This window comes from Marinobacter sp. SS5-14b (genome assembly GCF_030541005.1).
Taxonomy (GTDB): Bacteria; Pseudomonadota; Gammaproteobacteria; order Pseudomonadales; family Oleiphilaceae; genus Marinobacter.
The window spans coordinates 90,497-104,508 of sequence record NZ_JASSVM010000010.1; the positions used below are offsets into that span (position 1 = coordinate 90,497).

The 14,012-nt window shown below is 54.8% G+C and carries 12 protein-coding genes and 1 rRNA gene; 9 read left to right on the forward strand and 4 right to left on the reverse strand.

From position 1 onward, the window contains the following. Position 1 precedes the first annotated feature (1 nt). The 3 genes from QPL95_RS16915 to smrA are packed head-to-tail and all read right to left on the reverse strand — an operon-like array spanning position 2 to position 1,366. The gene (locus tag QPL95_RS16915; RefSeq protein WP_303292102.1) at positions 2-490 is read right to left on the reverse strand and encodes a (2Fe-2S)-binding protein; all 489 of its coding nucleotides are present in this window, start codon (positions 488-490) and stop codon (positions 2-4) included. Between the two features lie 42 nt (positions 491-532). After that, a complete protein-coding gene (locus QPL95_RS16920; protein ID WP_368389759.1) occupies positions 533-736 on the reverse strand; it encodes a hypothetical protein in 204 nt (67 codons plus the stop codon). Between the two features lie 48 nt (positions 737-784). Further along, a complete protein-coding gene (gene smrA, locus QPL95_RS16925; RefSeq protein WP_303292103.1) occupies positions 785-1,366 on the reverse strand; it encodes a DNA endonuclease SmrA in 582 nt (193 codons plus the stop codon). A gap of 198 nt (positions 1,367-1,564) precedes the next feature. Between smrA and QPL95_RS16930 the strand changes: the two genes are divergently transcribed. The 9 genes from QPL95_RS16930 to QPL95_RS16970 all read left to right on the forward strand — a co-directional run bounded on the left by QPL95_RS16930 (position 1,565) and on the right by QPL95_RS16970 (position 13,851). Then, positions 1,565-3,481 (forward strand): putative nucleotidyltransferase substrate binding domain-containing protein, encoded by a 1,917-nt coding sequence (locus tag QPL95_RS16930; protein WP_303292104.1) that lies wholly within the window; start codon positions 1,565-1,567, stop codon positions 3,479-3,481. A 15-nt stretch (positions 3,482-3,496) separates the two neighbouring features. Beyond that, positions 3,497-4,204 carry a PolC-type DNA polymerase III gene (locus QPL95_RS16935; RefSeq protein ID WP_303292105.1) on the forward strand — a complete coding sequence of 236 codons (708 nt, stop codon included), beginning with the start codon at positions 3,497-3,499 and terminating at the stop codon, positions 4,202-4,204. Positions 4,205-4,414: 210 nt separating this feature from the next. Next, positions 4,415-4,678 (forward strand): DUF4212 domain-containing protein, encoded by a 264-nt coding sequence (locus QPL95_RS16940; protein WP_303292106.1) that lies wholly within the window; start codon positions 4,415-4,417, stop codon positions 4,676-4,678. 6 nt (positions 4,679-4,684) lie between these two features. Further along, positions 4,685-6,457, forward strand: coding sequence for a sodium:solute symporter family protein (locus QPL95_RS16945; protein WP_303292107.1), 1,773 nt, complete (start codon positions 4,685-4,687; stop codon positions 6,455-6,457). A gap of 97 nt (positions 6,458-6,554) precedes the next feature. Continuing rightward, positions 6,555-7,061, forward strand: a complete 507-nt coding sequence (locus QPL95_RS16950) for a hypothetical protein (RefSeq protein WP_303292108.1) — start codon at positions 6,555-6,557, stop codon at positions 7,059-7,061. A 26-nt stretch (positions 7,062-7,087) separates the two neighbouring features. Then, complete coding sequence (locus QPL95_RS16955) at positions 7,088-10,606, forward strand: PAS domain-containing hybrid sensor histidine kinase/response regulator (RefSeq protein ID WP_303292109.1); 3,519 nt, start codon at positions 7,088-7,090, stop codon at positions 10,604-10,606. Continuing rightward, positions 10,603-12,246 carry a response regulator gene (locus QPL95_RS16960; protein ID WP_303292110.1) on the forward strand — a complete coding sequence of 548 codons (1,644 nt, stop codon included), beginning with the start codon at positions 10,603-10,605 and terminating at the stop codon, positions 12,244-12,246. The genes QPL95_RS16955 and QPL95_RS16960 overlap by 4 nt, the downstream gene beginning before the upstream one ends. Further along, the gene (locus QPL95_RS16965; protein WP_303292111.1) at positions 12,243-12,923 is read left to right on the forward strand and encodes a sensor histidine kinase KdpD; all 681 of its coding nucleotides are present in this window, start codon (positions 12,243-12,245) and stop codon (positions 12,921-12,923) included. Before QPL95_RS16960 ends, QPL95_RS16965 begins: the two co-directional genes overlap by 4 nt. Before the next feature lie 175 nt (positions 12,924-13,098). Then, positions 13,099-13,851: a response regulator gene (locus tag QPL95_RS16970; protein WP_303292112.1), complete on the forward strand. Its 753-nt coding sequence runs from the start codon at positions 13,099-13,101 to the stop codon at positions 13,849-13,851. Between the two features lie 66 nt (positions 13,852-13,917). Here the strand turns inward: QPL95_RS16970 and rrf are convergent. Next, positions 13,918-14,012 (reverse strand): 5S ribosomal RNA (gene rrf, locus QPL95_RS16975); the annotation flags it as partial.

Consider the following 14,012-nt stretch of genomic DNA (forward strand, 5'->3'; position numbering starts at 1 on the left):
ATCAAGCTCCCTCCTGAACGGGGTCATAATGGCCAACCCCATTCACGACAGACTCGACAGCCGAAACAATGCGAGCATAGGTGCCGCAGCGACACAGGTTGCCGGTCATGGCCGCCACGATGTCGTCCCGGGAGGGTGAAGCGTTATTTGCCAGCAGATGAGCCGCGGTCATGATCTGGCCAGACTGACAATAGCCGCACTGAGGAACACCTTCTTTTACCCAGGCCTGTTGCAGGGGATGCAGTTCACCCTCTTTCGCCAGGCCTTCGATGGTGGTGATCTTTGCCCCCACCACCAGTTCAACCGGTGTCGAACAGGAACGGGCAGGCTGGCCATCCACATGCACCGTGCAGGCTCCGCATAAGCCCGCTCCACAACCGAACTTGGTACCCTTAAGGCCCAGTTCGTCCCGCAGAACCCACAGCAAGGGGGTGTCAGGCTCTATATCCAGGGTATATTGCTGGCCGTTTACTGTCAGGCTTAACGCCATATTCCGCTCCTGTTCTATTGTTATCGCGGGCTCAAGAAGCCATCACTTGACGACTTCGTTACCGTCTTTATCCACCCAGACCTTGCGATCCCCGGTATTCATCTTGCCATTGGAGTCCCAGACTTCACGGTTCTCTGTCGCACTCTCCACCTTGCCGTTGTCGTTCCAGATGACCCTGTCTTTGCAGCCAGCCAGGGCCAGCAGCCCCATCACAACCACCAATGTCAAAGAATGTTGTTTCATCATCACGTCCTCTTTGAATGAAGGGATAACCTGTCGTTCAAGCTTCAAGGTTCAGCGACCACCGTGAATCTCACGGTTATGCTGCTTGTCACGATCACTTTTTCGCACCATAACGTAAACCGCTCCGGTACCACCATGGTGTTTGCGGGCCGAATGAAAAGCCAGGACGCTGTCCAGCTCTGGTAACCACTTGGCCAGATAACTTTTCAACTGAGCGATGCCATCCGGGTTACGCTCCCCTTTTCCATGCAGAATCATTACCGATCTCAAGCCATAGTTCACACAATCATTGATGAAAGCAAACACCTCACGGCGCGCCTCATCAACGGTCATACGATGTAAATCAAGCCTGGCTTCAATCGGATACTGCCCAAGGCGAAGCTTTCTGAACACCCCATGCTGAACGCCGGGCCGCTGCCAGCTGAGAATATCGTGCGCCGTTAATGGCTCCACAGTATCAGCTGTTAAAGGGTTCAGATCCCGTGCCTGCTTTTCAACCGCAGCACGCTGCCGCTCCAGGTGTCCGGGCGTAAGTTCCCGGAGGGCGGCCACTTCGGCACGGTTGGGTTTGCGTATGCGCCGCACATCCTTCATTTCTTCAAGGAAGGCCAGGCGCTCATCTTTTGTGGTCATGGCACAAACAGTATCCGGGTTGACGAGTATCAGAACTCTACCACCGCGCCGGCGTACCATAAAGGAAAGCGAACAATGGCTCTGCGACCAAAATCGTAGGGCGCATAAATCATCTGCTGAACTACACTTCTGGCGGACAACAATAATGACGGAGCATTGCTGATATTCGCCCGGCTCCTGAGCAAAACGGATTTCTATATGGCTGCTGCAAACCAGGACACGACCCGCCCGCAGAATACCCGCGCAATCATGGCTTTTCTGCGAGAGCACGCCCCATTTTCCAACATGGACGACACACATCTGGCGCATTTTGCCGAGCACGCCACGCTGAGATTCTACGGCGACGGTGAAGAGGTGCTTTCGCCAGATGACGGAGTTGTGAAAAGCTTCTACGTGGTCAAACAGGGCCGGATTCGCGGCGAACGACATAATGAGAAAGACGACCGCGCAGAGACCACGTTCGAAATCAGCCGCGGCGAATGCTTTCCACTGGCCGCATTAATCGGCGAGAGGCCAACACGCACGCTGCACAGGGCGTCAGGCGATACGTTTTGTCTGAGCATTGAACAGAAAGCTTTTATCACCCTGTTTTCCGAAAGTGAGCCATTCAGGGATTTCTGTCTGCGCGGCGTCAGCAGTCTTCTGGACCAGGTCAACCAGCGCATACAGTCCAAGGCCATGGCCTCCATCGGCGCCTCCAGCAGCCTTGATACTCCGCTGGAACGCTATGCATTACGCAATCCCATTGTGTGCACCCCGGACCTGCCAGTCCGAAAAGCGGTCGCCCGGATGCATGAGAACAACGTTGGCAGCATTATCATCACCGACGACAACCGCCACCCAACCGGTATTTTTACCCTGCGGGATTTACGCACCCTGATCGCCGAGGAAAAGGGCACCCTCGACACCCCTATTCAACAAGTCATGACCCCGAACCCGTGCCGCCTAACCGCCACGGCAGACGCCTTTGAGGCCGCCATGCTGATGGCAGAGCACCATTTCGCCCACCTGTGCGTCGTCGACGACGAAGACCGGCTGATCGGTGTGGTTTCTGAGCGCGACCTGTTCTCCCTCCAGCGGGTAGATCTCGTCAATCTGGCCCGAACCATTGGTACAGCCACCCACTTGAGAACGCTGGTCAGCCTGCGCAGCGATGTGTCCCGACTGGTAGACACCATGCTCGCCCACGGCGCGGATTCCGGGCAGGTCGTCAAAATCATCACCACTCTCAACGATGTGACGGTGCGGCGGGTGCTGGAATTGAATCTGAAGAAAGACGACCCGGGCATTCCCTTTACCTGGCTCACGTTTGGTAGTGAAGGTCGCCAGGAACAGACACTGTTGACCGATCAGGACAACGGCATTCTTTTCGAAACCCCCGAGGGCATGACCGAAGACCAGGTCCGCGAAAAACTGTTGCCGTTTGCGCGCAAGGTGAACGACGAGCTTGCGGAGTGCGGCTTCACTCTGTGCAAGGGCAACATCATGGCCAGCAACCCCAAGTTGTGCCTGAGTAACAACGAATGGGATGACTGGTTTGTGCGCTTCATAGATGCATCGACACCCCAGAATCTGGTCTATTCATCCATTTTCCTGGATATGCGGGCGGTGTTCGGGCCAAACGAGGCACTGCAACGATTGCTGGAAAAAGTACTGGTGCGGATCCGGAAGAACGCACTTTTCCAGAAAATGCTGGCTGGCAACGCACTGCAGCGCAAACCACCGCTCACCATGTTCCGGAACTTTCGCTACCTGAACGATGAAAAGAAACATGCGCTGGATCTGAAGCGGCAGGGCCTCGCGCCGTTCGTTGAATCGGTGCGGGTGTTCGCTCTCGCAAACGGCGTAGGCGCAGCCAACACCCTGGAGCGCATTGATGAGTTGGCCAGAAAGGACGTGTTTGACACCAAGGACGCCAACGCGTGGAAAGAGGCGTACAGCCTTATCCAGGCCATTCGGATGCGAGCCCACCAGGACATGCTGGCAAAAAACGAAGAGCTGACAAATTACATAGACCCGGACGACCTCAACCCTCTTGACAGGCGTATCCTGCGGGAATCATTCCGCCAGGCTCAGCGACTCCAGCAAAAGCTGGAAATCACTTACCAACTGTAGGCTAGCGGAATCGCCATGCTCGAATACATCAAACAATGGCTGGCTCAGCGGCGCGGCGGTTCCGTCGGAGACCTGGATGCAGACAACCTGCCGACACCGAAAACCGCAGGAGACCAACCCCTGTCACGGTGCCGACTGATTGTTCTCGACCTGGAAACCACGGGGCTGAACGCCTCGAAAGATGAAGTCATCGCGATCGGCGCCGTGGCTATTGAGGGTGGCGTAATACATCTTGACGACCAATTCGATCTGATCTTGCGCCGCCCTGAACTGGACATCCGGGAAACCGTGCTGATTCACGGCATTGGCCCCGAGGCGCTGACCCAGGGCCATGAAACTGAGGATGCGTTACTGCACCTGCTGGACTGGATGAACGGCGACCCTATCCTGGCCTATCACTCAGCGTTCGATCAGAAGTTTCTCGAAAAGACGCTGAAAGCGCAGCTTGGCTATACCCTGCCCCACCTCTGGATGGATGTTGCAGAATTGTTGCCTGCCATTTTTCCGAAAGCGGAAACCAAAGGCAAAAGCCTTGACCACTGGGCAGATTTCTTCGGGCTGGAAGTGAGTGAACGACATCACGCTGCGGCAGATGCGATGGTAACGGCAGAATTGACCCTGATCGCGTTGAGCACGGCCCGGCGAAGTGGCGTAAAGACCCTGAAAGATGTCACCGAAAAACTGCATTATCAGCGGCGTTTGCAGAATATGCACCGGTTTTAAGAGCACTGCACAATACCTGAATGTCCTTGATCAATTGCAAGGCAAGTTACTGAGAGTTAGACCATTTGCCAATATCCATTAATCCATTGACAGGTAAAGTCGGAGGAGACAACAAGTCGGAGAAGTACTACATGAATAATAAATTCTCTATCCGCAACACCTCAGCAAAAAACCACCCAAACTCTACAAAAACAAAATAGGAGTGTTTGTATGTCAGGTCATAGCTACGACGCTGAAAACTACTGGAAGGCGAATCTACGCCTCATATTCGGGAGCCTGGTTATATGGGCTCTGTGTTCCTACGGGTTCGCGATTCTGCTGCGGCCCATGCTGGCCGGCATCGCAGTGGGCGGCACCGATCTTGGCTTCTGGTTCGCCCAGCAAGGCTCCATTCTTACCTTCATTGTTCTGATTTTCTTCTATGCCTGGCGCATGAACAAAATCGACGAACAATTCGGCGTGCACGAGGAGTAAGAACCCATGAGCCAATTTGCAATTAACCTGCTATTCGTTGGGGGCTCGTTCCTCATCTATATCGGCATTGCCGTCTGGGCAAAAGCCGGTAGTACCAGTGATTTCTACGTGGCCGGTGGTGGTGTTCACCCCGTCACTAACGGTATGGCCATTGGTGCAGACTGGATGTCAGCTGCATCGTTCATCTCCATGGCGGGCCTGATCGCCGCCGGTGGTTACGCAAACTCCACCTTCCTGATGGGCTGGACCGGCGGTTACGTGCTGCTGGCCATGCTGCTCGCCCCTTACCTGCGTAAGTTCGGCAAGTTTACGGTACCGGAGTTCATTGGCGACCGTTACTACAGTGCCAACGCTCGCCTGGTTGCGGTTATCTGCCTGATTGTGGCGTCGGTCACCTACGTAATCGGCCAGATGGCCGGTGCCGGTGTTGCCTTCTCCCGCTTCCTAGAAGTGGATTCCACAACCGGCCTGATGATTGCTGCCGTGGTGGTATTCATCTACGCCGTACTTGGTGGCATGAAGGGCATCACCTACACTCAGGTAGCCCAGTACTGCGTGTTGATTGTGGCCTACACCATTCCTGCGGTGTTTATTTCCCTGCAACTGACCGGCAACCCGATTCCGGGCCTGGGCATGTTCTCTACTCATACCGACTCTGGCTTGCCACTGCTGGATAAACTGAACCAGGTAGTAACTGATCTAGGCTTCCGTGAATACACAGCGGATGTAGACAACAAACTGAACATGGTTCTGTTCACCCTGTCCCTGATGATCGGTACTGCGGGCCTGCCTCACGTTATCATTCGCTTCTTCACCGTACCCAAGGTATCTGACGCACGCTGGTCCGGCGGTTGGGCACTGGTCTTCATCGCCCTGCTGTATCTGACCGCTCCTGCGGTAGCTTCCATGGCTCGTCTGAACCTGATGACCACCATTTACCCGGAAGGCACGCAGTCTCAGCCGATCGAGTACGAAGCCCGCCCAGACTGGATTCGCACCTGGGAACTGACCGGTTTGATCACTTACGAAGACAAGAACGAAGATGGCCGTATCCAGCTGTATAACGACAAGAACGCCGACTTTGCCGCCACCACCGCTTCCGAGCGTGGTTGGGAAGGTAACGAGATGGTCGTTAACAACGATATTCTGGTTCTGGCCAACCCCGAAATCGCCAACTTGCCAGGCTGGGTAATTGGCCTGATTGCGGCCGGTGGTCTGGCTGCAGCACTGTCAACAGCAGCTGGCCTGTTGCTGGCGATCTCCTCAGCAGTGAGCCACGACCTGATCAAGGGCCGGTTGAACCCCAATATCAGTGACAAAGGTGAACTGCTGGCAGCCCGAATCTCCATGGGTATTGCCATCGTGGTTGCGACCTGGCTTGGCGCAAACCCTCCGGGCTTTGCGGCCCAGGTTGTGGCACTGGCCTTCGGTATCGCTGCGGCCTCGCTGTTCCCGGCTTTGATGATGGGTATCTTCTCAAAGCGCGTGAATAACGTGGGCGCAACGCTGGGCATGCTGTCCGGTCTGACCTTCACTCTGGTATACATCTTCGTGTACAAGGGCTGGCTGTTCATCCCGGGAACCAACAACCTGCCGGATACTGCCGAATACTGGCTGCTGGGCATTTCTCCCCTCTCCATCGGCGCAGTTGGTGCTCTGGTTAACTTTGCGGTAGCCTTCTCGGTATCGAAAGTGACTGCAGAGCCACCCGTCGAGATCCAGGAACTGGTTGAAAGCGTCCGTTACCCGCGCGGTGCCGGTAGTGCTCAAGACCACTAAGCTGAGAGTCAGCCTGGCGCATTGTACGCAATGACAGGTTGATACCGAGCGGGCTTCCTCATCGAGGGAGCCCGTTCTTTTTTGAGGATACCGTTTTATGTTCTGGAATTTTGTTGCCACTATCCTTTGCGGACTGGGTGCCGCAGGCATCGCCATGGGAATCCGGGCGGCCACCGCAAAACGCGCGCCACGATGGCTTATCCCGGTGTTTGCCGGTGCGGGCATGCTGGGCTACCTTGTGTATGGCGAATACACTTGGTACGACCACAAACGCTCATTATTACCCGACGAAGCCGTGGTGGTGGATACCGAGCAGGAAAAGCTGTTTTTCCGGCCATGGACCTTTGTCCTGCCTTATGTAACGGCGTTCTCTACCGTAGATGTAGAGAGCATCAGCAGGGATACTGCAGACATCAATATTGTGCGTTTTACACTCTACCGTTTCGAACAAACCGTGACCGACGCCGTTTCTCATCGGGTACACTTGATTAACTGTCGCAGCCGTGAGCTGGTACCACTGGCCCAGGATGGCAGCCCACGGGTAGATAACATGAAAGTACTGACCAATAACGACCCGCTGTTTAAAGTCGTATGTGAGGCCTGACAGCTCAGACCGGATAAAAACAACACATGATTAGCGCCTGGCTGCTTGTTTTAATCTCGATCACCTACATTTCGCTGCTGTTCCTGATTGCCTGGGCCGGAGACAAGCACCCGGGGCTCTATCGTCGCAGGCTCGCACGCACCCACATCTACGGCCTGTCACTGGCGGTGTATTTCACCTCCTGGACCTTCTACGGGGCCGTAGGCCGGGCAACGCAGGAAGGTCTTGGCTTCCTGCCGATCTACCTGGGGCCACTCCTGGTATTTCTGTTTTTTGCGCCCCTGCTCCGGCGCATCATCTACATCAGCAAACGCAATAACAGCACATCAATAGCCGATTTCATCGCTTCCCGGTACGGCAAGTCCCAATTGCTGGCAGCGATGGTGGCCTTTTTCGCCCTGATCGGCAGCGTGCCTTACATCGCGCTACAATTGAAGGCCATCGCACTGGGCTTCAACGTTCTCTCTGGCAGTGGCGAAAGCTATCTCGAGCTGAGCAGCGCTGCCTGGAACGATTCCGCCTGGTACATCACCCTGACCCTTGCGGTCTTCACGGTACTTTTCGGAACCCGTCACCTGGAGTCGACAGAGCACCACCGGGGTATGATTCAAGCCATTGCTTTCGAGTCGCTCATCAAACTGATCGCCTTTATTGCCGTTGGGCTATTTGTCGGTTACGGGCTGTACAACGGTTTTGGCGACTTGTTTCAGCAGGCGGCCGACGCAGACCTCATCGGCGCACTGACAACCAACTCTATTGAAGCACCCGCCTTTATTACCCAGACACTGGTGGCCATGCTTGCCATCATCTGTCTGCCACGGCAGTTTCACGTGATGGTGGTGGAGAACACCGACCACAGGGACTTTGAAGTCGCCCGCTGGGCAATGCCAATTTACCTGGTTATCGCCAGCGCTTTCGTCATCCCGATTGCCGCTGCAGGACTGTTATACGCAGACAGCCTGGGGAGCAATCCGGACATCGTCATCCTCCAGCTGCCGATCATGGCCGGAGAGCAGTGGCTTGCTATTCTGGCGTTTCTGGGAGGTGGCTCGGCTGCTGCTGCAATGGTTATCGTCTGCTCTGTTGCCATAGCAACCATGGTCAGCAACGAAATCATCATGCCGGGACTGTTGCGGTTCTTCCGGCCAGGTATGAATCGCCGCGCCGACCTGAGCTTCTTGCTGCTGACCATTCGGCGCGCCGCCATCTTTGTGGTGCTGTTAACCGCCTACGGTTTTTACCGCATGGCGGGGGAAGACTACAGCCTGACCGCTTTCGGCTTGCTGTCTTTCGCTGCCGCGGCCCAGTTCGGGCCGGCACTGGTCGGTGGCATTATCTGGCGCAGAGGTAACGCAACAGGCGCCACCTGGGGGCTTGGGCTGGGGTTTCTGGTGTGGTGTTATACACTGCTCCTGCCCGCCTTGGTATCAACGGGATGGATCGGTGACACCCTGATCAATCAGGGTCTTTTTGGTTGGGGCTGGATTCGGCCAACCGCCCTGTTCGGGTCAGAGCTCGACCAGATCACCCACGGCATTCTCTGGAGCCTCGGTGTGAATACCGGGGTCTATATTTTGCTGTCCCTGGTTACCCGGCAAAGAATCCGGGAAAAAATCCAGATTGCTGCTTTCTTTCAGGAATCCCATCCCCGTGCGGATAGCGCACAGCATCAAAGCTGGCAAGGAGAGGTTCTGACCTCCGATCTTCAGGCCCTGACCGACCGCTTTATGGGTGAGGAGCGTTCAGAAAGCGTGTTCCGAAACTACGAGCGCCGTAACGCCATTCGACTGTACCCACACCGGCCAGCCTCCGCTCACCTCATGAAATATATCGAGCGTCAACTGGCGTCTGTTATTGGCGCGTCAACCGCCCGGGTCGTACTTGAATCCACGCTGACCGGTCGGGATATGCAGATTGAAGACGTCGTCAGCATCGTTGACGAAGCTTCTCAGGCGATGACCTTCAGCCGCGAACTGCTGCAATCCGCAATTGAAAATATCAGTCTGGGTGTGTCTGTGGTGAATCACCAGCAACAGCTTGTAGTCTGGAACCACCGCTACCTTGAGCTGTTCAATTACCCGAAAGGCTTTGTGCGGGTTGGCCGACCGGTTGAAGACCTGATGCGCTACAACCTCACCAACGCCAACCTTTCCGCCCGTCGCATTGACGAAATCATTGAGGATCGCTGTCACAGTATGCGCGATGGCAAACCCATGTCTTACGAGCGTCAACGCCCGGATGGCACGGTGGTGCGCGTCGACGGCAGCCCTATCCCCGGCAGTGGCTACGTGACGACCTTTCAGGATATCACCGCCATGAGGCGGACCGAGCAAGCCCTGAAGGAAACCAATATCTATCTGGAGCAGCGGGTTCGGGAAAGAACCCAGGAGTTGCAGGTTATCAACGAGCAAATGCTCAAAGCGAAATCGGTCGCCGAGCAAGCCAATCAGAGCAAAACACGGTTTCTTGCTGCGGCAAGCCACGACCTGCTACAACCCTTGAATGCCGCACGTTTATTCACCTCCGCACTGTCCGGCAAGGTGATCGCTGGCGAAACCCGGGAGCTCGTTGAGCATATCGACAGCTCACTGGGTGCCGCTGAAGAAATCATCAGCACCCTGCTGGACATCTCCAAACTGGACGCGGGAGCCCTGGAACCGGACATCGGCGTATTCCCGGTCAACGACCTGCTTCGCCACCTGGCTACCGAATTCTCAGCCATCGCCAAAGATCAAGGCTTGGCACTGCACGTTGTTCCCAGCACAGCCTGGATTCGCTCAGACCAAAAGCTCCTGCGCCGGGTGGTTCAGAATTTTCTGTCCAACGCTATCCGTTACACTGATAGAGGGAAGATTCTAATGGGCTGCCGGCGACTGAAGGGCTACCTGAGAATCGAGATATGGGACACCGGCCCGGGTATGTCAGAAGACCAGCTGACCCATATTTTTGAAGAGTTCCGGCGCTTTCAGCATGGCCGGGACAAAAAAGGCCTGGGCCTTGGCCTTGCCATCGTTGACCGTATCAGCGGCATGTTGAACCACCCGGTATCGGTGCACTCCATTCAGGGCAGAGGCAGCGTCTTTGCCATTACCGTGCCGCTGGCGCCGGCTGATCTCTCACGCCCGGAGACAAACAAAACCTCTGGCGCGTCCAGGCGGGTATCCAGCCTCGGTGGCCTTCATGTACTGTGTATTGATAACGACCCCGCCATACTGCAAGGCATGGTGGCTTTGCTGGGTAACTGGAAGTGTGATGTCACCGCGGCCGAGAGCCTGGAGGCAGCACTGAACAAACTGGCAGGTCGAAGCCCAGACATTATACTTGCTGATTATCAGCTGGATGATAACCGCAACGGCCTGGACGCCATGGATCGCATCCGGGCCGAGCTGGGCGCAGAGATCCCCGGGATGTTGATAACCGGCTACATGGCGCCTGAAGTACGCGAAGATGCCTTCAACCGCGGCTATCAGATTTTGTACAAACCTGTTAAGCCTGCGGCCCTGAGGGCACTTGTAAACAAACTACTTAAGCAGAAACGCTCATGAATCAGTCCGACCGGAAAGATGTTGTAAATCCGTTTGGTAAGCTCCACTTCCTGATTGTTGACGACTTCGAAAACTTCCGGCTATCCATGCGCCAGATGCTTCGAAGCTGTGGTGCTGACAAGATTGAACTGGTCGGCCATGCCACGCCCGCTGTTCAATACTGCACCTATAATCACGTGGACGTGGTGCTTTGTGATTTCAACCTGGGTGAAGGAAAAAACGGCCAGCATATACTTGAGGAGCTTCGCCATAAAAAGCTGCTCAAACGGTCGGCTCTCTTTCTGATGGTTACCGCGGAAACCTCGAAGGAAATGGTCATGGGTGCCCGGGAGTATCAGCCAGACGCCTACCTGACCAAACCGATAAACCGGGCAATGCTGGAAAAGCGACTGGGTAGCCTGATAAACCAACGCAACGCTCTGCTCCCGATCACCCGGGAAATCGACCAGGAAAACTACCCTGAGGCGATTTCACAGTGTCTGCAGGCGCTCCCGAAACAGCCACGCTACAAAACCTGGTTGATGAAAACCCTGGGGGAGCTCTACTTCCTCGTCGGCGACATGGCCCATGCTCAGAAAGTCTATGACGACGTGCTGAATCAACGCGAGCTATCCTGGGCTTCACTCGGACGTTGCAAAGTACTACTTGCCAACCGCAATTTCGATCAGGCTGTAGACGGGCTTAAGGCGCTGATTGAGCGTCACCCCGATTATATGGAAGCCTACGACCTGCTGGCAGAAGGCCTGGAAAAACAAGGCAAGCCAATGCAGGCCCAACAAATTCTCGAAAAAGCCGCAGAGCATTCACCGAATGCGCTGTTGAGGCACAAACACCTTGCCGAACTTGCGGGCGCCAACCAGGACATAGACACTGCATCGCAGGCTTGGCGCCAGACAGTTTCGCTGGGCACCTACTCCATACACGACAATCCTGACCATTACCTTTCTCTTGCCCAAAGCTTGTCTGACCTCAGCGAGGGGGACATGAACGAAGAAGGTACCGAACGAGCATCAGAAGCATTGAACGTCCTGGCAAAAATGGAAAAGCGTTTTTCAGACGATGAATCCATTTCCCTGAAAAGCAGGATTGTGCAATCACGTGTTCATTCCGGCCAGGGGCGACAGCGAGAAGCTGAGAAAATTCTGACCAGCGTAGAAAGCGACATCAAAGCTTTGGAGGAAATCCCTTCAGACGTTGGCCTGGACTATGCCAAAACGCTGTTTCGCACCGGACGAGAGCACCAGGCAAAAGAACTGCTCGGACAACTGGCAGCTCGCTACGATAACGATGCTGATTTACTGCAGAAGATAGAGAACCTGCTGGATGAGCCCGTCGGCTTCCGTCAAAAACTTGAAGCTCGCAGTTTTAACAGAGAGGGAATCAAAGCATTCGAAGCCGGTAGTCTTGATACTGCGGTAAGCGCCTTTAACCAGGCCCTGAGCATCGTGCCGGATCACGCTGCACTGAACCTGAACCTCGTTCAGGTGCTGATGAAACAGTTTGAGCAACAGCCCGGCAACCAGGCTCTGCTAACAACCTGCCAGCAGAGGCTCGAGCGCCTGAGTCATCTACCGGAACAGCACCGGCAATACCGAAGATACCAGGCACTGATCCGAAAAATTAAAGGACTGACCGCATGACTGACCCGACCATCGACTTCTCCATGGTGCTCGCCTCTGCAGTACACGATATGAAGAACTCATTGGGGATGCTCCTCAACAGTCTTGATGAGCTCAGGAACGAACACGAGCAAACGCTTGCTGGCTCGAACAAGTTCAATATGCTTCAGTACGAGGCCGAGCGCATGCATAACGACCTGGTGCAATTATTGGGCATCTACCGGCTAGGCGAAGACAACCTGTCAGCTCATATAGACGAACATTTCGTGCCCGACTTTCTTGCCGATCATCTGGCCCGACATACACCGCTGCTTGAAGGCCTCGGCATTGAATACGAGATCGCTTCAGAGGAAATCAACGGATTCTTTGACGAGGACCTGCTGACAGGCGTACTGAACAACACTATCAATAACGCAATTCGATACACCAAAAGCAAAATTCGGCTAACCGGCCGCCAACAGGATGGATACCTGGTTCTTGGCGTAGAGGATGATGGCCGTGGATACCCGGAAAATATGCAACACACCGGCACATTGAACTTCAAAGCGCTGGATTTCCAGAGCGGTAGTACCAGTCTCGGCCTCTTCTTCGCATCATCGGTTGCGAGGCTTCACAGCGAGGGCGAGCGAAGTGGATCCATAAAGCTGCACAACGGCGGCGCCCTGGGCGGTGGTGTTTTTGAAATCTGGCTTCCCTGACCAACCGCTCAGACACTGAACACTTCCGCATGAATACAGTGAAAAATCAAAAGGGCGTCTCAAATCTGACGCCCAGGCCTCTTCTTCCACTGTATATTTTACGATCTCCCTTTATAGTTCCGCAGATAACAATTTTCTGTAACCCAGCTCAGGGTTAACAAGGGAGAATTCAGAAATGGCGCGGGGGCACGCACTCATCATAGAGGATTCGTCGACAGCGCGAATTATCCTTTCTCGCCTGCTCGAACGGGCAGACATTTCGAGCAAAGGCGTTGCAACAGCAGAAGAAGCCTTCCCTGCGCTTCAGGCAGACACTTTTGATCTCATCTTCCTCGACCACCTTCTCCCAGGAATGAACGGCTTTCAGGCTCTTGAAAAGCTCAAAAGCCAGCCAAGTACTCGTGACATCCCGGTGTTCATGTACACCTCCCAGAACGCCGAGAAATACATTCAGGAAGCCAGAGAGTTGGGCGCTGCCGGCGTTATTCGTAAGCAAGTCGATCGTGACCAGCTCCTGAGAACTCTCGACATCATTCTCTCAGACGTACCGGAGCCTGAACAAAGTGAGGCGCTTCGCCTGGCCGTTGAGGAGGGTGGCTACCCCGTGTCAGAAAGCCTGGAACAAAGCTCACGCAAACTTACCGGACGCATGTCAACGCTGGAAGTAGCCTATGAAGAGCTCGAAGTAGAGCTCAGAGAGCTGCGCGAGTCCTACGAATACCTTGCGCAGGATTATCAACGTAGAAGTCGGCAACAACATTCCAGAATCAGGCTGCTTGGGGGCGCGAACCTGGCCCTTGTGGTCATGCTTGTCTGGCTTGTCACATGGCAGGCGGGCATGCTCGACAATCACATTGAGCGAACAAATGAACAATTCTCATTGATGCACAGCATCGTAGGTGGTGTGATCGAATTAATTGGCAAGTAGCAATATTTCGATTACGCCAATAAAAAACCCCCGACAGCGAAGCTATCGGGGGTTTGGGTATTAGGCGCCTGACGATGACCTACTCTCACATGGGCAACGCCACACTACCATCGGCGCAGGTCTGTTTCACTTCTGAGTTCGAGATGGGATCAGGTGGTTCC